General features: G+C 68.5%; 20 protein-coding genes and 1 tRNA gene. 5 read left to right on the top strand and 16 right to left on the bottom strand.

Features of this window, described 5'->3' with window-relative positions; all coding sequences use genetic code 11:
• The first annotated feature begins 71 nt into the window (after nt 1-71).
• On the top strand, nt 72-464 hold the full coding sequence (locus PMI02_RS14600; RefSeq protein WP_007684049.1) for a DUF1761 domain-containing protein: 393 nt from the start codon (nt 72-74) through the stop codon (nt 462-464).
• Here PMI02_RS14600 and PMI02_RS14595 read toward each other — a convergent pair.
• The 6 genes from PMI02_RS14595 to PMI02_RS14570 all read right to left on the bottom strand — a co-directional run bounded on the left by PMI02_RS14595 (nt 456) and on the right by PMI02_RS14570 (nt 6,485).
• Nucleotides 456-1,499: a TrkA family potassium uptake protein gene (locus tag PMI02_RS14595; protein WP_007684047.1), complete on the bottom strand. Its 1,044-nt coding sequence runs from the start codon at nt 1,497-1,499 to the stop codon at nt 456-458. The two genes, PMI02_RS14600 and PMI02_RS14595, sit on opposite strands and share 9 nt — an antisense overlap.
• A gap of 8 nt (nt 1,500-1,507) precedes the next feature.
• Nucleotides 1,508-2,605 carry a LysM peptidoglycan-binding domain-containing protein gene (locus PMI02_RS14590; protein WP_007684045.1) on the bottom strand — a complete coding sequence of 366 codons (1,098 nt, stop codon included), beginning with the start codon at nt 2,603-2,605 and terminating at the stop codon, nt 1,508-1,510.
• Nucleotides 2,602-3,366 carry a 5'/3'-nucleotidase SurE gene (gene surE, locus PMI02_RS14585; RefSeq protein ID WP_007684043.1) on the bottom strand — a complete coding sequence of 255 codons (765 nt, stop codon included), beginning with the start codon at nt 3,364-3,366 and terminating at the stop codon, nt 2,602-2,604. The genes PMI02_RS14590 and surE overlap by 4 nt, the downstream gene beginning before the upstream one ends.
• Nucleotides 3,367-3,436: 70 nt before the next feature.
• A complete protein-coding gene (serS, locus tag PMI02_RS14580; RefSeq protein ID WP_007684041.1) occupies nt 3,437-4,717 on the bottom strand; it encodes a serine--tRNA ligase in 1,281 nt (426 codons plus the stop codon).
• Nucleotides 4,718-4,770: 53 nt separating this feature from the next.
• The gene (locus PMI02_RS14575) at nt 4,771-6,261 is read right to left on the bottom strand and encodes a glycosyltransferase family 39 protein (RefSeq protein WP_007684039.1); all 1,491 of its coding nucleotides are present in this window, start codon (nt 6,259-6,261) and stop codon (nt 4,771-4,773) included.
• 149 nt (nt 6,262-6,410) lie between these two features.
• Nucleotides 6,411-6,485, bottom strand: a tRNA-Val gene (locus PMI02_RS14570).
• Between the two features lie 77 nt (nt 6,486-6,562).
• On the opposite strand from PMI02_RS14570, the gene PMI02_RS14565 reads away from it, so the two are divergent.
• Entirely contained in the window at nt 6,563-6,877 is a 315-nt protein-coding gene (locus PMI02_RS14565) for a DUF3297 family protein (RefSeq protein ID WP_007684037.1), read from the top strand.
• 36 nt (nt 6,878-6,913) lie between these two features.
• Here the strand turns inward: PMI02_RS14565 and PMI02_RS14560 are convergent, their stop codons facing one another.
• Entirely contained in the window at nt 6,914-7,564 is a 651-nt protein-coding gene (locus PMI02_RS14560; protein ID WP_007684036.1) for a CHAP domain-containing protein, read from the bottom strand.
• A gap of 237 nt (nt 7,565-7,801) precedes the next feature.
• On the opposite strand from PMI02_RS14560, the gene der reads away from it, so the two are divergent.
• The gene (gene der, locus PMI02_RS14555) at nt 7,802-9,181 is read left to right on the top strand and encodes a ribosome biogenesis GTPase Der (protein WP_036503955.1); all 1,380 of its coding nucleotides are present in this window, start codon (nt 7,802-7,804) and stop codon (nt 9,179-9,181) included.
• Nucleotides 9,182-9,226: 45 nt separating this feature from the next.
• Here the strand turns inward: der and PMI02_RS14550 are convergent, their stop codons facing one another.
• The 5 genes from PMI02_RS14550 to PMI02_RS14530 all read right to left on the bottom strand — a co-directional run bounded on the left by PMI02_RS14550 (nt 9,227) and on the right by PMI02_RS14530 (nt 13,708).
• Entirely contained in the window at nt 9,227-10,393 is a 1,167-nt protein-coding gene (locus tag PMI02_RS14550) for an AI-2E family transporter (RefSeq protein WP_007684032.1), read from the bottom strand.
• Nucleotides 10,394-10,499: 106 nt separating this feature from the next.
• Complete coding sequence (bfr, locus tag PMI02_RS14545) at nt 10,500-10,979, bottom strand: bacterioferritin (protein ID WP_007684029.1); 480 nt, start codon at nt 10,977-10,979, stop codon at nt 10,500-10,502.
• Between the two features lie 71 nt (nt 10,980-11,050).
• Nucleotides 11,051-11,245 (bottom strand): bacterioferritin-associated ferredoxin, encoded by a 195-nt coding sequence (locus tag PMI02_RS27990; protein WP_007684027.1) that lies wholly within the window; start codon nt 11,243-11,245, stop codon nt 11,051-11,053.
• A 79-nt stretch (nt 11,246-11,324) separates the two neighbouring features.
• Nucleotides 11,325-12,599, bottom strand: coding sequence for a DUF418 domain-containing protein (locus tag PMI02_RS14535; RefSeq protein ID WP_007684025.1), 1,275 nt, complete (start codon nt 12,597-12,599; stop codon nt 11,325-11,327).
• Nucleotides 12,578-13,708 (bottom strand): SPOR domain-containing protein, encoded by a 1,131-nt coding sequence (locus PMI02_RS14530; RefSeq protein ID WP_036503952.1) that lies wholly within the window; start codon nt 13,706-13,708, stop codon nt 12,578-12,580. Before PMI02_RS14530 ends, PMI02_RS14535 begins: the two co-directional genes overlap by 22 nt.
• A gap of 291 nt (nt 13,709-13,999) precedes the next feature.
• Here PMI02_RS14530 and PMI02_RS14525 point away from each other — a divergent pair, with 291 nt between their 5' ends.
• Nucleotides 14,000-14,722 (top strand): ParA family protein, encoded by a 723-nt coding sequence (locus PMI02_RS14525; RefSeq protein ID WP_036503950.1) that lies wholly within the window; start codon nt 14,000-14,002, stop codon nt 14,720-14,722.
• Between the two features lie 14 nt (nt 14,723-14,736).
• A complete protein-coding gene (locus tag PMI02_RS14520; RefSeq protein WP_007684020.1) occupies nt 14,737-16,068 on the top strand; it encodes a lipopolysaccharide assembly protein LapB in 1,332 nt (443 codons plus the stop codon).
• Nucleotides 16,069-16,148: 80 nt separating this feature from the next.
• Here the strand turns inward: PMI02_RS14520 and PMI02_RS14515 are convergent, their stop codons facing one another.
• The 4 genes from PMI02_RS14515 to PMI02_RS26440 form a co-directional block, all read right to left on the bottom strand.
• Nucleotides 16,149-17,402 (bottom strand): dihydroorotase family protein, encoded by a 1,254-nt coding sequence (locus tag PMI02_RS14515; RefSeq protein ID WP_007684018.1) that lies wholly within the window; start codon nt 17,400-17,402, stop codon nt 16,149-16,151.
• Nucleotides 17,399-18,379, bottom strand: coding sequence for an aspartate carbamoyltransferase catalytic subunit (locus PMI02_RS14510; protein ID WP_007684016.1), 981 nt, complete (start codon nt 18,377-18,379; stop codon nt 17,399-17,401). Before PMI02_RS14510 ends, PMI02_RS14515 begins: the two co-directional genes overlap by 4 nt.
• Nucleotides 18,380-18,492: 113 nt before the next feature.
• Nucleotides 18,493-19,275 carry a DUF4019 domain-containing protein gene (locus PMI02_RS14505; RefSeq protein ID WP_007684015.1) on the bottom strand — a complete coding sequence of 261 codons (783 nt, stop codon included), beginning with the start codon at nt 19,273-19,275 and terminating at the stop codon, nt 18,493-18,495.
• 264 nt (nt 19,276-19,539) lie between these two features.
• Nucleotides 19,540-19,707, bottom strand: a complete 168-nt coding sequence (locus tag PMI02_RS26440; protein WP_007684011.1) for a DUF1328 domain-containing protein — start codon at nt 19,705-19,707, stop codon at nt 19,540-19,542.
• Between the last annotated feature and the right edge of the window lie 113 nt (nt 19,708-19,820).

Genomic DNA, 19,820 nt, shown 5'->3' with positions numbered 1-19,820 from the left:
GGTGGGTGTCGCTTGCCTAACCCATGTTGTCCTGCAAGACAGTGACATAGTGAACAAAAGGGATAGATGCGATGGGTCCTGTGAACTGGCTGGCCGTGGTGCTTGCCGCCGCACTCGCGCTGGCGATCGGGATCGTCTGGAACGGCCCGCTGTTCCGCACCGGGCGCCAGCTGCTTCCCGGCAATTCCCAGCGCGCGGGCAACTATGCGGTGGTGGGGATCGTGTTCCTCATCAGCTCGGCGATGCTCGGCCACATGTTCGCGCGCATCGGGGCGGAGACGCTGGCGGTGAAGCCGTGGCTCTACTTCATGCAGACCGGCGGCGTCGCCATCGCCTTCGTCATTCCCTCGGTCTGGCTGACCCACGTTCGCAACCGCGCCGAGCCGGCGCGCCGGGTGATCGACTGCCTGTTCTGGCTGATCGCCTACCTCGCCATGGGGCTGGTGTTCTGGGTGCTAGGCTGAGCCTTCCGGGCAGGGCGAATCGCAGATCTCGACGATGACGTCGCCGGCTTCGAGGGCCTGCGCCTCGGGGTCGCAGAAGCCGATGGCGCGGCGGCCGCGATAGACGCGCAGGCCCCTGCCGGTGGCGATTGCGTCGAGCGGCTTGCCGATCTCCCCTGGAGCGACCGGCCGCTCGACCAGCTGCACCTGCCCGCCGACCGAGGCGAGGTCCGACATGTATTCGGCGATATGCTGTCCCTCGGCCGAGCCCGCGAGCAGAAGCCCGGTGAAACGCACCGGGTTGATGACGTTGTCCGCGCCCGCCTGCCGCGCCAGCAGTTCGTTGTCGTCGGCGCGCACGATGGCCGTGATCGGCACGCCCGGCGCCATGTGGCGCGCGGTCAGCACGATCAGGATCGTCGTATCGTCGCGGCCCGCCGAAATGAGGATCGAGCGGGCGAGGCCGATGCGCACCGCCGCCTGCGTTTCGTCGCGGGTCGCGTCGCCTTCGAGGACGTTGCAACCCACCTGCTCGGCCAGCTTCAGCCGGGCCGGGGAGGGGTCGATGACGACGATGCACGAGGCGTCAGTGCCGCGCGCGATCAGTTCCTGCACGGCTTCCTGGCCGCTGACGCCGTAGCCCAGCACGACGATGTGGTCGGCGAGGCGTTCCTGGATACGCTTCATGCGCCACGTCTCCCAGCTGCGCTTGATGATGAAATTGTAGGCCGTGCCCACGAAGATGAAGATCACGGCAAAGCGGATCGGGGTGACGATCACCGCCTCGATCAGCCGCGACTTGTCGCTCACCGGGGCGATGTCGCCGAAGCCCGTGGTGGTGATCGAGATCATGGTGAAATAGAACACGTCGAGGAAACTGACGGTGCCGTCGTGCGTGTCCTTGAGCCCCTCGCGGTCGATCCAGTGGATCAGCACGACGAACATCACCAGTGCAAAGGCGCCGCCCAGCCGCAGTCCCACGTCCGCCCAGACCGGAAGCGCGATCGCCCGCTTGAGAGGCTTGGCCAGCACCGGGGGCGAGCGACGCTGTGTCATCTGTCCGCTCAGGGCGCCTTGGGCAATTCGCCGAGCGGATCGACGGGCTTGCCGTCCTGCCGGACCTCGAAGTGGAGTTCCGGGCGCTTGGTCAGGCCGGTGTCCCCGACCAGCCCGACACGCTCCCCGGCGGCGACTTTCGCGCCTTCCTTGACGGTCACGCGGCTGAGGAAGCCGTAGGCGGTGAACCAGCCGCCCCCGTGGTCGAGCACGACGAGATTGCCGAACTGGTCCTTTTCCTTGCCCGCGAAAGTCACGGTTCCGGGCGCCGCGGCGCGCACCATCGTGCCCTTGGGTGCGGTGATATCGAGGCCGTCGTGATAGTCGCCGCCCGCCGCGTCGTAGCCGCGCCGCACTGCTCCGCTGAGCGGCCATGCGAAGCGGGGCGACTTGGCCTTGGCGGGCGCCAGGGGTGCCGCGATCGGCTTGGGGGCGGGCGCGATAGTCTTCGGCCCGGTGCTCGGCGGGTCGAGCAGGGTCGGGATCAGCAGGTCCTGACCCGCCTTGACCGGCGCGGCCGGGTCGAGGTTGTTGGCCAGCGCGATCTGCTCCCACGGCACCGCGTAATCGAGCGAGATGGAGAAGCCGGTGTCGCCCGCCTTCACCGCGTGATGGCGGGTGCGCGGGATGCGCAGGGTCTGGCCGACGCGCACGTCGAAGGGCGGCTGGAGGCCGTTGGCCTCCGCGATCAGCACGCGCGGCACTTTCGTGCGCGCGGCGATGCCGCCCAGCGTCTCGCCTTCGAGGACCTTGTGCGTGGTCTCCGTTTCGGGCCCGCCGGGCGGCGTGCGCGCCTCTATGACGCGCGCGGCGGTCTTCGCGGCCTTCTTCGCGGAGGTGTCCGCGGTGGGGTTGGCGGGCTTGGCTGCTACCTTGGTCTCAGCCTGCGTCACGCGCGGGATCGCCAGCTTCTGGCCGACGCGCACGACCCACGGCTCCTTGAGCGCATTGGCCTTGGCGATCGCGGCTGCCGGCACTCCGGCGCGGTTGGCGATGCCGCCGAGCGTCTCGCCCGAAGCCACGACGTGGACGCTCTCCTGCGCGGGCGAGGCGGCATATGCGGGAGCGCTCGCCAATAGTGCGGCGAGGAAGACGGCGCGCTTCACTGGCCGTAGCGCTCCGCCATCGCTTTCAGCGAGGCGTCGTGGGTGAGGTCGAGTTGCAGCGGCGTCACCGAGATATAGCCCTCCGCGATCGCCTCGAGGTCGGTGGCGTGACCGGGGGTGTGTTCGATCCCGTGCAGGCCGAACCAGAAATACGGGAAGCCGCGCGGGTCCATGCCCTCGACGACGGAGCCGCGCGCATAGTCGTGGAAACCCTGGCGAACGACACGAATGCCCTTCACCTCATCGGCGGGGATGGCCGGGAAGTTGACGTTCACCAGCGTGCGCGGCGCGAAGGGCTGGTCGAGCAGCGGGCGCAGCACCCTGGCGCCCCATTCCTCGGCAGCGGCGAAGCTGACCCCGTCGCCGAGACCTTCCTTCGAATAGACCTGGCTCAGCGCGATCGAGCGTATGCCCGCCAGCGCGCCCTCGAACGCGGCCGAAACGGTGCCCGAATACGTCACGTCGTCGCCCATGTTGGCGCCGCGGTTGACGCCAGAGAGGATCAGGTCGGGCGGGCCGGACAGGACCTTCTTGAGCCCCATCGTAACCGAATCGGTCGGCGTGCCGGTTACCGAGAAGCGGCGCTCGGCGTGCTGGCGCATACGGACCGGACGGGTGAGGGTTAGCGAGTGGCCCGCGCCCGATTGCTCCTCGCTCGGCGCGCAGATCCAGATGTCGTCGGAAAGCTGCGCGGCGATCTTCTCCAGCACATAGAGGCCGGGAGCATTGATGCCGTCGTCGTTGGTGAGGAGGATGCGCATGACTTGCCTTTAACCATACCCGGCCGGGCGGGGATACGTGAAAACCTGCGGCGGGGCGTGAAGCCCCGCGTTACGCCAGCGCTTCCAGCTTCTCGAGCCCGCCCATCCACGGCTTCAGAACGTCTGGCACGAGCACCGAGCCGTCCTCCTCCTGATAGTTCTCCAGAACCGCGACCAGCGTGCGGCCGACCGCAAGGCCCGAGCCGTTGAGGGTGTGGACGAACTCGGTCTTCTTGGCGCCCTCGGGCTTGAAGCGGGCGTTCATGCGGCGCGCCTGGTAGTCGCCGCAGTTCGAGATCGAGCTGATCTCGCGGTAGGCCTGCTGGCCCGGCAGCCACACTTCGAGGTCGTAGGTCAGCCGCGCGGTGGCGCCCATGTCGCCGGCGCAGAGAAGCACCTTGCGGTAGGGGAGGCCCAGCGCCTGCAGGATCGATTCGGCGGCGGCGACCATCTTCTCGTGCTCCCCCTCGCTGTCCTCGGGGCGGCAGACGGTGACGAGTTCCACCTTCTCGAACTGGTGCTGGCGGATGAACCCACGCGTGTCGCGCCCCGCCGCGCCCGCTTCCGAGCGGAAGCAGGGGGTGAGCGCGGTCATGCGCAGGGGCAGGGCATCGGGGTGGATCACCGTCTCGCGCACATAATTCGTCAGCGAGACTTCGGCGGTGGGAATCAGCCAGCGCCCGTCGGTCGTGCGGAAAAGGTCGTCTGAGAACTTCGGCAACTGGCCGGTGCCGTAAACGGCCTCATCCTTGACCAGCAGCGGCACGTTGCACTCTAGGAAGCCGTTCGTGTCGGTCTGCGTGTCGAGCATGAACTGCGCGAGCGCGCGATGCAGGCGCGCCATCTGGCCCTTGAGAAAGGTGAAGCGCGCACCTGAGAGCAGGGCGCCCGTCTCGAAATCGAGCCCCAGCGCGGGGCCGATGTCGGCATGTTCCCTGGGCGTGAAGGCGAACTCGCGTGGCACGCCCCACTTCAGGACTTCGACGTTCTGCGCCTCGTCCGCGCCGTCGGGTACGGCGTCGACGGGAATGTTGGGCAGGCCGGCGAGCAGGTCGTGCAGCTGGGCCGCGACGTCCTTCTCCTCGGCTTCGAGCGCGGGGAGGCTGTCCTTGAGCCCGGCGACTTCGGCCTTGAGCGCGTCGGCGGTGGCGGTGTCGCCCTGGCCCATGGCCTTGCCGATGGCTTTCGACGCCTCGTTGCGGCGGTTCTGGCTTTCCTGCGCGCGGGTGGCGAGGGAGCGGCGCTGTTCGTCGAGAGCGACGATCTGGGCGGAGACGGGCGCCACGCCGCGGCGGGCGAGGCCGGCGTCGAAGGCTGCGGGGTTTTCGCGGATCTGGCGGATATCGTGCATGGGCCGGGGCTATGCCGCGTGGGCGGGCGCGGCGCAAGCATCGGGAAAGGGTGTCAGCTTTGGTGCCCGCGGACCGCGCGGCATCCGGCCCAGACGTTCATCCGCGAACTGGTCAGCACGTCTGGCGTGTCGATGGTCGCGACCTTGCGGCAGTGCTGCGTGACATAGGCGGTGACGGCGCCGATGACCTCGAGGTTGGCCGGGTCCTGGCGGGGCGTGTCGGGCATGACGACGGTGGAGGGTCGCAGTCGCAGCACGCGCCGGGTCTCGCCGATCGTGGAAAGATGGCTCAGGTCGCGCTCGCTGGCGTCGCCCAGGTGGTGGGGGAACACCAGCGGCGTCGGGAAGGGATGGCCGGTGAGGATATAGAGCTGCGGCGGGCCATCGACGACGAACAGCGGAGCGCCGTCGTCATGGGATCGGACGGCCTGCGCCAGTGCGGCCATTGCCGCCTGGGAGCGGCGGGTGTGGTGGTAGTCGAGGGTATTGGCATTGTACCACGACCAGGCCGCGAGGCAGGCCAGCGCCACCGGCCCGCCGATCGGGCGCGAAAGGAAGCTGGCCGTCACGATGCTCAGCGGAACCAGCAGCGGCAGTGAATAGTGCATGTAGAAGTTGGGCACGGAGACCAGCCCTAGCAGCGCCGCCAGCAGCCACCAGCCGACGAAGCGCCGCGCCTCGCCCTGCCAGGTCGCCAGAGACAGCGTCGCCACCACCAGTACCGGAGCGAGGAGAATGAAGCTGACCAGGAAGCGCATCGTCGCAGCGTAGGCGAACTGAGGCCGGTCGAGGCTGGCGAGCACCATCGCCTGCCAGTAGATCGCCCAGTAGCCGTGCAGCGCGTACCATGCCGAGATCGCCAGCATCGGCGCAGCGCCGATCAGCACCCACCCCAGCACGGCGCGGCCGGCGCGGGGCCGGGGCGCTGGCGAACGCAGCAGCAGGATCGCCGCGTAAAGGCCAAGGAAGGCCGCTTCGAACAGGGCGGTCGGCTTCACGGTAATGGCAAGGCCCGCCAGTAGCATGGCGGCGGGAACGGCGCCCGGCACACGCCCGGCGCGCAGCTCTGCGCCGGAACGGAAGACCAGCAGCGCGGCCGCCGCGATGAAGAGATTGTAGAACACCGGGCTCTGGCCGCCGAAGCCCTGCAGCGGGTCGAGCCACAGGAGGTAGACGATGCCCGCAAGGAGCCCGCCGCGAAGGCCCGCCCAGCGGCTCGCGAAGCGGCCGATGACCCAGGCGGTCGCGGCGGCGAACAGGGTCGCGACGAGCTGGTAGGCCAGCGGGCCGCTCGAGACGAAGGCGATCAGGTAGTAGATGAAGAACAGGCCCCAGGGCTTGCGGTCCCAGATGTCGACATAGGGCAGCGCCCCATGGTGCATCGCCACGCCGACGGTCTGGTAGAAGGCTTCGTCGACGTGAAGATTGGGATCGCCGAAAGTCCCGAAGCGCAAGGCGGCGGCGATGGCCAGGAGAACGAGCAGCAGCCAGGGGCGGAACGCCTGCGACCGGACTTGCAGGGACGGGGGGCCGTCGTGGGTCATCGGTTCGCAGGTCCTGCATGTTGGCCGTGGTCGTGGCCGTCATGCGCGGCGCATGGCTAATTTCGGGTTAACCCGAGGCGGGGCCATCTGGTCGCATGTCGGAAGTCAGGGGAACGGCTCTGAGCGAAGGCTGGGCCATCCGTGAAGGATGGTGGGCGCGGCAGGGATTGAACCTGCGACCCCACCCGTGTGAAGGGTGTGCTCTACCACTGAGCTACGCGCCCGCTCTCAAGCGGAAGCGGCCCCCTAGACAACTCGGATCGAATTGACAAGCGCCGATCTGCATCTAAACGCGACTGCCATGACCGAAGACACCAACGCTCCCGAAACGGCACCGGAAACCTCTGGCCCGGACGTGCCACCCGACCACCTCGCGATCAATCCGCGCAGCCCCTTCTTCGACCAGGAGAAACTGCAGCGCGGCATCGGCATCCGCTTCAAGGGCACCGTGCGCACCAACGTCGAGGAATACTCGATCTCGGAGGGCTGGATTCGCGTCCAGGCCGGCAAGTCCATGGATCGCCACGGCAATGCGCTGACGATCAAGCTCTCCGGCCCGGTGGAAGCCTGGTACGAAGACATCGGCGACGACGCACCGGTCGCCAAGAAGGACTGAGGTTGCTGCCTCGTCCCTGGAAGGGGGCGGGGCCGCCTAGTAAGTGCCCGCGATGATCGCGCCGATCGGATCGGCGTGGCGGGCGCTTTTCTCTGTCTTGGGGGCCTTGGCGCCTGCCGCAGAGGCGAGACGGGTGGTGCCGAGATCGCGTACCGACCCGGGTTTTGCATTGTAGATGAAGCCCGCGACCGGCCAATGCGTGTTGCCCAGGCCTCGGCTCGGTGCATACCAGATCCGCACCTGGCTCCAGTCGTTGTCCGGCGAGACGTCGAGCGCGGTGACGTTGCGTTCGATCTCGCCCGGGACCGACCAATTGGCGTGGCTCAGCAGGATCGTGCGCGAATCGACGATGCGGCTCACCGTCGCGACGTGCCCCAGCTTCGAATTGTTGAACGGACGGATGGCGAGAACCGCCCCCACGCGCGGCGAATGGCCGGTGGCGTAGCGGTCCTTGGCCTGGCCCCACCACGTATGGGCATCGCCGTAGATCTGGATGCCCGAAGTGGAGCGCGCATAAGGCACGCATTCGAGGTGGCCCGGGCCCTTCGGCACGGTCAGAGCCGATCCGGCGTTGGAATCCCCCGGTGAAGCCTCGCCGATGGCGGCGTCGATGGCGGTACGGGCGTGGGCCGGCGTCATGCACGCGGCGGCGAGCCCCAGAATGAATACTTTGCGGTAAACCCTCATGCCTACCCTTGTGCCCTGGGAAGGTTATCGGCTGTGTGCCGAGTCTGGTTAATCGCGGAGCAAGGTTTTGTTCCGGCTCGAGAGTTGAAATTGCCGAAAAATCTTCGCCGGGGGTGACGAGGGCCGGCCCAGCACATGGAAAGGTGCGTCAATTTCGCGACGGCCCGCTCGTCAAGCCCCGCCGACTCGACCGCAAAGCTTGCCAAAAGCGGCGGAAATCCCCATGCGCTGGGAATCATGCTTCCCCAAGTCATCATCATCGGCCGACCCAACGTCGGCAAGTCCACGTTGTGGAACCGCCTCGTCGGCAAGAAGCTCGCACTGGTCGACGACCAGCCGGGCGTCACCCGTGACCGCCGCTTCGGCGACGCCGAACTGCTCGGCCTGAAATTCCAGATCGTCGACACCGCCGGCTGGGAGGACACGGACGCGGAGACGCTGCCCGGCCGCATGCGCAAGCAGACCGAAGCTGCGCTTGCGACGGCGGACGTCGCGCTGTTCGTGGTCGACGCGCGCGCCGGGATCACTCCGCTCGACGAGGAGATCGGCCAGTGGCTGCGCGCCTCGCCGGTGCCGGTGATCCTGCTCGCCAACAAGGCAGAGGGCCGCGCGGGCGAGCACGGTGTGCTCGAATCCTACTCGCTGGGCCTTGGCGATCCGATCGCCTTCTCCGCCGAGCACGGTATCGGCACCGCCGACCTGTTCGAGGCGCTGCTCCCCCATCTCGAGCCGCTCCAGCCGCCGGAGCCCGAGTTCGAGGAGGAAGAGGACGAGGAAGCCATGCTTCTGCGTCCGCTCAAGCTCGCCATCGTCGGGCGCCCGAATGCCGGCAAGTCGACGCTGATCAACCGTATTTTGGGCGAAGACCGCCTGCTCACCGGGCCGGAAGCGGGGATCACCCGCGATTCGATCACGATCGACTGGGAATGGACCGATCCCAAGACGCAAGATGTGCGGCAGGTGCAACTGATCGACACCGCGGGCATGCGCAAGCGCGCCAACGTGGTCGAGAAGCTGGAGCGCATGGCCGTGGCCGACGCGCGCCACGCGATCGACTTCGCCGAAGTCGTGGTGCTGCTGCTCGACGCGACGCGCGGGCTGGAGCACCAGGACCTGACGATTGCTTCGAAGGTTCTGGAAGAAGGCCGCGCGCTCATCATCGCGGTGAACAAGTGGGATGTCGCCGAGGGCGCGTCGGGCCTGTTCAACGGCATTCGCGGCGCGCTCGACGAGGGTCTAGCGCAGGTCCGCGGCGTGCCGCTTCTGACCGTTTCGGCGCGCACGGGCCGCGGGCTCGACGAGCTGATCGCGGTCGGCTTCTCGATCCGCGAGGCCTGGAGCAAGCGCGTGCCCACCGCCGCGCTCAACCGCTGGTTCGACGACGCGCTCTCCGCCAACCCGCCGCCGGCGCCGGGCGGCAAGCGCATCAAGCTGCGCTACATTACCCAGGCCAAGACCCGCCCGCCCGGCTTCGTGGTCTTCGGCACCCGCCTCGACCTGCTGCCCGAAAGCTACCGGCGCTATCTCATCAACGGGATGCGCCGCGAACTGGGGTTCGAGGCCGTGCCGATCCGCCTGAACCTGCGCAGCGCCAAGAACCCGTTCGCCAAGGACTGAGCGCCGACCGCCATCGTCCCCGGTGGGGGACGACGGTGGCTGTGATCAGGACGGATGCGCCACAGCCTCCTCGGCTGCTTTCTGGGCGACGGCCTGCGACTGCACCGGCAGACCGGTGCGGTCGCCCTCGACCTTGGCTTCGCGCTGGTCGCGGTGCTGGTTCCATACCGCGATGAACAGCGCGGCGATGACTGGGCCGATGATGAAGCCGTTGAGGCCGAACAGCTCCAGGCCTGCCAGCGTCGCGATCAGCACCACGAAGTCGGGCAGACGGGTGTCGCGGCCCACCAGAATCGGACGCAGCACGTTGTCGACCATGCCAATGACGAAGACGCCGCAGAACACGACGATCGACGCCTTGACGGTGTCGCCCGTGGCGAAGAGGTAGATCGCGGCGGGCACCCAGATGATCGCGGTGCCGACGGCGGGCAGAAGCGAGAAGAAACCCATCAGCACGCCCCAGATCAGCGCGCCCTCTATCCCCAGCAGCGAGAACAGTAGGCCGCCGAGCACGCCCTGGACGATCGCCACGACCACGGTGCCGCGCATGGTGGCGCGCACCACGAGCAGGAAGTGCTCGATCAGCGAATCGCGGGTGGAGGCGTGGAGCGGCAGGCTGGTGCGCACCATGTCGCCGTAACGCTGTCCGTCACGCAGCAGGAAGTAGCTGAGGTAGAGCATGACGCCGAGCGCTGCGACGAAGCTCAGCGCGCCCTGGCCCACGGTCAGCACGCGCCCGGCGACGGTCTGGAGGCCGCTGGTGATGCTGGAGCCGAACTGGCGGCGGATGGTGTCGAAGTCGGTCAGCCCGTATTCCTCGATCATGCCGCGCAGGCGGTTCGGCAAGGCATTGAGGACTTGCTGGAAGATGCGGCCGAAGTCGATCTGGCCGCTGGAAATCTTGCCGTAGAGGACGGTCGCCTCGTTGACGAGGCTGATCCCAAGCAGGATCGTCGGGATCACGAACAGCGCGATGAGCCCGAACAGGACGATCGAAGTCGCCAGGTTCTTGCGCCCGTTCAGCCGGCCGGTCAGCTTCTTGGTGAGCGGCTGGAACATGATCGCGGCGACCACGCCCCACAGTACGGCGCCGAAATAGGGCGCGAGCAGGTAGGCGAAGGCGAGGGTGATGACGACGACGAGGACGGCAAAGCCGATGTCCTCGGTTTCAAGGCCGCGCTTACCTTGAGCATCGCTGCGCGGTGAATTCATGCTTTCCCCCTGACACGTCCCGGGCGCGGCACCCGGCCGCTCCCCCCAGACAGAAGTGCCGGGAGGAGCGCGGGTTCCCGCGCAGCAAGCGCAGAGGGCGGCCGCCTCAGTCTTCGGCGGGCTTGCTCTGCAGCTGGCAGTAGTTCTGAATACCCATGCGCTCGATCATGTCGAACTGCTTTTCGAGGAAATCGACATGCTCTTCCTCGCTCTCGAGGATGCGCTCGAAGATTTCGCGGCTGACGTAGTCGCGAACCGACTCGGCATGGGCGATGGCGTCCTTGAGCATCGGCAGGGCGTCGTATTCGAGCGCGAGGTCGGCCTTGAGGATTTCCTCGACCGTTTCGCCGACACGCAGCTTGCCGAGCGACTGGAAGTTGGGGAGGCCGCCGAGGAACAGGATGCGATCGGCAAGCACGTCCGCGTGCTTCATCTCATCGATCGATTCGTGGCGTTCGTACTCGGCGAGTTTCTTGATGCCCCAGTTGTCGAGCATGCGGTAGTGCAGCCAGTACTGGTTGATCGCGGTCAGCTCGTTGAACAGGGCCTTGTTAAGAAACTCGATGACCCTTTGGTCGCCATTCATCGCGCGGAAACTCCTCTATGTGAGCCGCGGCCTATAGGCGAAACGGGTACTGAAGTTCAAGTCAGGTCATGTCAGGCGGCTGCAGAGATTCCCATTCCGGCCGACGAAAGCTCGTCGGCAATGATGTCTTCCGCCTCGTCGAGGCACTGGCGGCATTGAGGAGCGCGCCCAAGCGAACCGTAGATCGCTTCCGCACTGCCACGGCAGCGGCGCGCGGCGCAGCGAAGTTCGGTTTCCCGGATGGCATTGCAGATGCACACGTACATGAGCGAATCCTCTAGTCCCGCTTCAATATATGCGAGTGCGAATGGATCGCAATAGCATATTTTACGGAATTTCGAGGGGTCAGCGAAGGTTGGGAAGCGCCCTGTGCTCGACGAGCGAGCGCCAGGCCCATTCGAGCGGTCCGCGCCGGAAACGGCGCAGCCACGGCGCACTCCAGGCCAGCATCAGGGCCCAGCCCCCAAGCACGAACGCCCACTGCGCGAGTGGTCCTACCTGCGCGTAGAGGCCCAGGCCCCAGCCGTAGAAGGCGAAGGTCATGACCACGCTCGTCAGCACGTAGTTGCTGAAGGCCATGCGCCCGGCGGCGACGAGTCGCCGGCCGATCCACGTCGGCGCGAGGCGGGGGGCGGCCAGGACCAGCAGCCCGGCATAGCCGCAGCCGGCGAGAAGGTGCGGCATGGCGAGACCCCAGACCAGCGCCGCGTTCATCGCCACGGGCGGGAAATGGCGCGGCCATGCCCAGCCGAGGAAAGTCGCCGTCAGGGCAAGGCCGGCGAGCGTGCAGGAGACCGAAATCTCGACCAGGCGGCGGCGTGGGAGGCGGCCGTCGAAGAAGCCCCGGCGGTAGGCGACCATGCCGATCAGCATCAGCGGAAGCGTTTCGGAAAACACGCCCGAGACCATCTGTATCTGCCAGAACGGCCGCTCGACCAGCTTGACGCGCAGCAGTTCGAAATAGCTGAGGCGGGCTTCGCGCAGTTCCTGCGCGGCCCACGAATGGAGAGGTGCGATCCAGTCGGCCAGGAGACGAAGCTGCGCGGCCCCGGCGTCACCGTGGCGCACGGCGGTCTCGGCGGCGATCGCGGCGGACGCGTCGAGCATGCCCCATACATGCCACGCGTAGTAAAGCAGCAGCGCCAGCATGAGCAGCACGCCGTTGCCCAGCGGTCGCAGCAGCAGCGCGGCGATGCCGCAGGCGGCGTAGACGAACAGGATGTCGCCCCACCACAGCAGCAGGTAATGCAGCATGCCCAGCAGCAGCAGCCAGCCGAGGCGGCGCAACTGCAGCGAATCGCCGTCGCGCCCGGCTGCCTCGGCGCGCTCCCAGAACAGCACCAGCCCAGCGCCGAACAGCAGCGAGAACAGCGCCCGCATCTTCCCCTCGAAGAACAGGAAGTTGAAGGCATAGGCCGCCTCGTCGAGCGCGCCGACCGGCGTGGGCAGGTTGGGCGAGGTCGAGGCGATCATCGGCCCGGCGAACCCGGCGATGTTGATGGTCAGGATGCCGAGGACCGCGACGCCGCGAATGAGGTCGAGCGTCTCCAGACGCGGGGCTGCAACCGGCGCAGCCTCCGCGTCGGCGTCGGCGAGGGTCAGTCCCTGACCGGCAGGCACCCGAAGCCACCGGCGGTCAGGCGCGAGCAGGCGGCCGCGGCGTCGGCGCGCGAGGCGAAGCCGGTCGCCTGCAGCTTCACCAGCTTGCCGGCGGGAACGAGCGAGCGGGCGTGTCCGGCAAGCTCGGGCCGGGACCTGACCTTCGCCCAGAGCGCATCGGCATTCCCGGCGACGCCGAACGCCCCGAGCTGGGCGCGCCAGGGTCCGGACGGGGCAACGGCGGGCTTGGGAGCAGGCTTGGACGCGGCCCTTACCGGCGCGGGCCTGGGCGCGGGAACGGCGGGCTTCGGCGTCGGCGCCGGGGCGAGCGTCCGCGGGGGCGCAGGCGTAGCGACAGGCCTGCGCGCTGGGGCGCTGCGCGCATAGTCGGCCCCGGCGGTCGAAGGGCTGTCGGTCCCGGCGAGGCGCGCGGCCTGCGTCACTGCGCTGCGCGGCGCGGCGATGGCGGGTGCGGGCTCTGCCGCCGCCAGCTGCGTGCCGAGTTCGGCCGAGGTGTTCAGGCGCGCGCGGTTGGCGGCAGCCTGCGCGGCGATCTGTTGGGCGAGGACCACGCTTTTCTGCCGGTCTGCCAGGGGAATGTGTTGGTCCATCTGCGCCTTGGCCCCGGTCGCCTGCGGCAGGCCCTCCTGCTGGGCGAGGCTGACGAGAGCATAGGCGCGCACCCAGTCCTTGGGCACCATGTCGCCGTTGAAGTGCGCAACCCCCAGGATGTACTGGGCGCGGGCATCTCCGCGCGCCGCCGACGCCTGGATATAGGGCAGCGAGCGCGCGCGTTCGCCCCGCTGGAACAGCAGCAATCCGTAAGCGTCGGCCGCCTGGGTGTGACCCTTGGCGGCGGCCTCGCCGTAGAGGGCTTCGGCCCTGGCGACGTCCATCGGCACGCCGCGGCCCATCTTGTAGGCCTGCGCGAGATTGAACTGCGCGTCCGGGTCGCCGCGGTCGGCCAGCGGCCGCCACTGGGCGATCGCGGCGTCGTAGTCGCCCGCGGACCAGGCATCGACACCGGACTTCACGTCGGCATGCGCGAGCGGAGCGGCGAGGGCGGTGCCTATGGTCGAGGCGGCGAGCACGAGAAGGCCCGAGCGGAGGAGTGGAAGAACTTTGCTCAAATCGATGTCGCCCGGCCCAGCCTCGTGAATGTGCGAACGGTAAGCGTATTCGCGCGGACCATGCCAGCCCGCAACGCGCCAAGGTCCCATTTTGAACCGGAAATCGGCATACCCGGCAAGGGTTAACGCCCGGTGACGATGTTGGCGGGCTGGGCCTTCGTCGTTTGGAAGTCGGCGGACACCGCGGTACTACGCGCTTAACCGTAAATTAGGAACGATCGGGCAATTCCTCCATCGAAGGTTCGGCTAGGGCGCATGCCCGCCGGGCGCATGGGCTTCGGGGGAATGGTTTTGCGCGTACTCGCTTTGGCATCGCAGAAGGGCGGATCGGGAAAGACGACCCTGTCCGGCCATCTCGCCGTGCAGGCCCAGCGCGTAGGAGCCGGTCCGGTCGTCCTGATCGACATCGACCCGCAGGGCTCGCTTGCCGACTGGTGGAACGAGCGCGAGGCGGAGATGCCCGCTTTCGCGCAGACAACCGTATCCCGGCTGGCGAGCGACCTGCAGGCGCTGCGCCAGCAGGGCTTCAGGCTGGCCGTCATCGATACACCGCCCGCGATCACGCTCGCGATCCAGAGCGTCATCCAGGTGGCCGAACTGATCGTGGTGCCGACCCGCCCCAGCCCGCACGACCTGCGCGCCGTGGGCGCGACCGTCGAGTTGTGCGAGCGTTCGGGAAAGCCGCTGCTTTTCGTCGTCAACGCCGCCACCCCCAAGGCGCGTATCACTGCCGAGGCCGCCGTCGCTCTTTCGCAGCACGGCACGGTGGCGCCGGTCACGCTGCACCAGCGCACCGATTTCGCGGCCTCGATGATCGACGGGCACACGGTGATGGAAGTCGATCCCGGCGGCCGCTCCTCGCAGGAGGTGGGCGCCTTGTGGAATTATGTCGCGGACCGCCTGGAGAAGAATTTCCGGCGCACCGTGTTCGCCGCCCCCGCATCCGGCCAGCCGATGATGCAGGGGGCGCTCCGGCCCGTGGGCGGCTTCGGCCGCCGCGTCACCGTGTCCTGATGGAAAGTCATGTAATGGAACGTCTTGGTAGCAGCGCCCGGAACGCGGGCTTCACCTTGTGCTCGGCGATGGTCGCGGCGCTGCTCGCGGGCTGTTCGGGCCAGCCTTCGCTCGCCAGCGCCGGGTCGGCGCCGATGGCCGACGCGCCGACCGGCGGGCAGGGCGAGGGGATCGCCGACAGCATGGTGGCGAAGGCCGAGGCGCGCGTCGCCAGGTCTGCAAGCAACGCCTCGGCGCGGGCGGACCTCGCGCAGCTGTATCTCGCGGCCGGCCGCTTCGATTCGGCGGCGACCACGTTCGAGGACGCGGTTTCGCTGGGAGACCAGAGCCCGCGCACCGGGCTGAGCCTGGCGCTTGCCTACATCGGGTCGGGCCGCAATGCGCAGGCACTCGAGGTGCTGTCGCATTGGCGGGACAAGATCCCGGCGGGCGACTTCGGCCTTGCCGTCGCGCTGGCGGGGCAGCCCGCGCAGGGCGTCGCGTTGCTCACCGACACGCTGCGCGGGGGCGAGAACAGCGCGACGGTCCGCCAGAACCTGGCCTATGCCTATGCGCTGGACGGCCGCTGGTCGCAGGCGAGGGTGGTCGCCTCGCAGGACGTTCCCGGGGATCAGCTTGATGCCCGCATCGCCGAGTGGGCCTCCCATGCGCGCGCCGAACAGGCGCAGTCGCGGGTCGCCGGACTGCTCGGCACGCCGCTGCGCAGCGATCCCGGCCAGCCCGCCGCGCTGGCGCTGGGCGGCGTGGAGCGCGCTCCGCGCATGGCGCTGGCGGATACGGCGGAAACGGCCGCGGTCTCTGCGCCCGCCGCGGTCGCGGACGCCGAACTGCCGCCGGTCGAATCGGGCGAGAGCTTCTGGGGCGCTGGCCCGTCCGCGCAGGTGGCCTCCGCGATCGTGCCTGCGGCGGCGGAAGCAGCGGCCCCGGCCAGCCAGCCCGACCGCACCACGATCGAGCGCGCCTTCGCCGATTTCCCCAAGCCGCCGCCACGCAAGCCCGCCGCGCCCAGGGTCCAGCCGGCCAAGGCCCAGCCCGCCCGCGCCGCGGCTCAGGGCAGCCACCTCGTCCAGCTCGGCTCGTTCGCCACGATGGAGGGCGCGCAGCGGGCCTGGGGCATCTATCTCAAGCGCAACCCGGCGCTGCGCGACCACGCCATGCGCATCACCGAGGCGCAGGTGCACGGCCGCCGCTATTTCCGCGTCGCCGCCGAGGGCTTCGACCGCAGCTCGGCGGAGGGCATGTGCTCGACGGTCAAGCGCGGCGGCGAGGCCTGCCTCGCCATCGTCGATACGCGCCCGCAGCCGCGCGGCCTCCCCGCCGGGCCGATGCTGGCCCGCAGCCGCTGAGGCGACGCGCCCCGCTCGCCATTTCCATGTGAACCTCACGCGGCCTTCCATCCTCCGGGACGGGAGACCGTTTTTTCGTCCTAGCCCGAAGTCTTCTTCGTGCGCACCGCGACGCCGCCCTTGAACAGCGCTAGGACGCGGCCCTGGACGGGCTGGCGGTCGAACGGGGTGTTGCCCGCGCTGGCGGCCATCTTGTCCGAGTTGACGATCCAGGGGCGCTCGGCATCGATCACCGCGATGTCCGCCTCGAGGCCCGGCGCAAGGCGTCCGGCCTCGACGCCCAGCAGGCGCGCGGGGTTGCCGGCGAGGAGGTCGAAGGCGCGGCCCATGTCGATCACGCCGTCGCGCACGAGGCTCAGGGTGAGGGGGAGCAGCGTCTCCGCGCCCGCCATGCCCGGCGCCGAATCGGCGAAGGGCAGGCGCTTGTCCTCAGGCCCGCGCGGGTCGTGGCCCGATGCGACGATGTCGATGGTGCCGTCCGCGACGGCGGCGATCACCGCCTGCCGGTCCGCCTCGCAGCGCAGCGCCGGGGAGAGGTGGGTAAAGGTGCGGAACGCCCCGATCGAGAGGTCCGAGAGCATGAAGTAGGCCGGGCTCACCCCTGCCGTCACCTTGAGGCCGCGCGCCTTGGCCGCGCGCACGAGGTCGAGCCCGGCGGCGGTCGTCACGTTGCGGAAGTGGATCGCGGCATTCGCCATCTCGGCCAGCGCGATGTCGCGGGCGATCGCGATCGCTTCCGCCTGCGCGGGCGCGCTGGGGAGGCCGAGGCGGGTCGCCATTTCGCCAGCCGTGGCGACTGCGGTGCCGACGATCCCGGCGTCCTCGGCATGGGCGATCACCACCATGCCGAGCATGCCGGTGTATTGCAGTAGCCGCAGCATGGTGCCCGAATCGCCGATCCACCGGCGTCCGGTGCAGACCGCACGCGCGCCCGCGTCGCGCATCATCGCGATCTCGGCGAGCGCGGTGCCGGAAAGGCCCTGCGTCGCGGCGGCCAGCGGGTGGACCCAGAAGTCCGGCTTTCCCGACTGCGCGGCGAAGCGCACCCGCGCGGGCACGTCCAGCGGCGGGTTCTGGTCCGGCATCAGGGCGGCGCGGGTGACGCCGCCGAAGTGGAAGGCGGGCTTGTCGATCGCGAAGACGCCGATGTCGACGAGCCCTGGCGCAATGAGGCTGCGGCGCGCATCGTGGACGGTGTCGCCCTCCTGCGCGGCGACGTCCGCGCCGAGCGCTGTGATGAACCCGCCCTCGCAGCGGATCGCGCCAGGCTGGATCGAGCCGTCCGGAAGCAGCAGGCGGCCGCCGGTGATGGTGAGCGGTGCGTGAAGGCTCATGCCCAGCCCTCCAGCTTGCGGCCCTTGCGGGTCAGCACGTCGAGGCAGGCCATGCGGATGGCGACCCCCATCTCGACCTGCGTGGTGATCATCGAGCGTTCCACATGGTCGGCGACGTTGCTGTCGATCTCGATCCCCCGGTTCATCGGGCCGGGGTGCATGACCAGCGCGTTCGATTCGGCGAGCTCCAGCCGGTCGAGCGTCAGCCCGTAGAGGTGGCGGTATTCGCGTGGGGAGGGGATGAACTGACCTTCCATGCGCTCCAGCTGGAGGCGCAGCATCATCACCACGTCGGCGCCCGTCAGCGCCGCGTCGAAGTCGTGGAAGACGGTGACGCCCATCTGTTCGATGTCGGCGGGCATCAGTGCGGGCGGCGCGCAGACGCGCACGTCGGCGCCCAGCGAGGCGAGGCACAGGATGTTCGAGCGGGCGACGCGGCTGTGCAGGATGTCCCCGCAGATGGTGACGCACAGGCCGTTGAAGGCGCGCTTCGCCTGGCGGATCGTCAGCGCGTCGAGCAGGGCCTGCGTTGGGTGTTCGTGCTGGCCGTCGCCGGCATTGAGCACCGGACAGTCGACCTTGCCCGCGATCAGCGCCACCGCACCCGAGCTTGCGTGGCGGATGACGATCGCGTCGGCGCGCATGGCGTTGAGGGTCATCGCCGTGTCGATCAGCGTCTCGCCCTTCTTCACGCTGGAGTTCGCCACCGCCATGTTCACCACGTCGGCGCCGAGGCGCTTGCCGGCGATCTCGAAGCTGAGCAGCGTACGGGTCGAGTTCTCGAAGAAGGCGTTGATGATCGTCAGGCCCGAGAGCAGCTCCCGTCGCTTCTGCGCCCCCCGGTTCATCTCGACCCACTGTTCCGCCTCGTCGAGCAGGAACCAGATCTCGTGCGGGGCCAGCCCCGCGATGCCCACGAGGCCCCGGTGCGGGAAGGCGAGCGCGCCTTCCGGATACGTGTATTCTGGTGATGTCATTAAAGACCATGCCTTAGGCGCAGGCGGGGCGGGGCTCAAGGGGGAAGGCGCGGTGATCCACCGGGATGTTCGGGAGGCGGGGAGACCTGCGCGGAAAGCCCCGCCCCGCGCCCTTACTCGATCGTCACGCCCACCACGCTCCAGCGATCGTCCTCGCGTTCGAGCGTGACCGTCTCCACCGCCTCGGCCCGGTTGGCGAAGCGGCTGCGGAACTTCACCACCTCGTAGCCGGCGGGCGGCGCGGGAAGGTTCTCCTGGCTGGCGAACGTGCGGGAAATCACCGCGCCGAGCGGCGTGCGGGCCGCCTCGGATGCCGCTGCCCACACTTGCGGCGTGTTCAGCTTGCGGAAGGCCGCGCCGGTTTGCCGGTAGCTGTCGTCCCAGCGCTTCTGGTCCAGCAAGGCCAGCCATTGCCGCGCCGTGTCCACCGCTTCGGCGCTGCGTGCCGTGCTGGAGGCACCCGAAGCCGGCGACGGGGAGGACGCGATCTGCGGAAAGGCGGCGAGCGCCAGCAGGCCGAGGGCAAGTGTCATGACGAAAACTCCGATCAGGATCGAGAAACGGCGGGGCAACCGCCGTGCGCCGCCGATCAGCGCGGTTTCCTGATCGGCCGGAAGAGCCTTCGCGTATTCCCCGATTGGCGTGTCCCCCACGAAATCGGGGGCCGGGCGGGCCGGATCGCCGCCCTCGGCGTCCAGCAGGAGGCGCGCTGCCTCGCGGCTGCTCGACACCGCCATCTTGCGCCGTGCGTCGCGAAGGCGCTCGTTGATCGTGTGCACCGAGAGGCCCAGACTTCGCGCGATCGATTTCGCGTCATGGCCGCGCACGATCAGGCGAAGTGTCTGCTTCTCCTTCTCGGTCAGCGCTGCGAAGCCATCATTCACCCGTGTGCTCATAGGCCCGGGGACTAGGTCAGGGGCATGGCGCGGGCCACCCCGAAAAATTTGTACTATCCCCAGCGGGACGTGCGGGATGGCGAGGGGCGGAACAGGCCCGCCCCTCGGCATCCCGCTTTGGCCGACTTAAAACGGACCGCGATGCGGCTGAGATTGGTGAAGCAACACTTTCCGCACGCAGATAGCCCCCGCTGTGACGCGGGGGCTTAGACTGACAATCTGTATATTCAGGTGCCGCTTCAGATGCCTCGGTCAGCGACGTCCTCAGGGCAGTCGCTTGCCACGCCCGAACAGGAAGCCGAGCACCAGAATAACCGCAGCTATCAGCAGCAGGATCTTGGCGAAATCGGCGGACAGACCTGCCACTCCTCCGAAGCCGAGCAGCGAAGCGATCAAAGCGACGACGGCAAATATGATGGCCCAACGGAACATGTGGTCTCTCCCTTAACTGCGCCGACCCTTTCGGCGAACTCGGCTTCAGAACCTGCGGATGACGCCTATGTTCCGTGAGCACGTTCATGGCGGCTTTTGGGGCTCGGCTGCCG

The organism is Novosphingobium sp. AP12, from assembly GCF_000281975.1.
Taxonomy (GTDB): Bacteria; Pseudomonadota; Alphaproteobacteria; order Sphingomonadales; family Sphingomonadaceae; genus Novosphingobium.
This window is presented reverse-complemented; position numbering and strand designations above follow the sequence as displayed.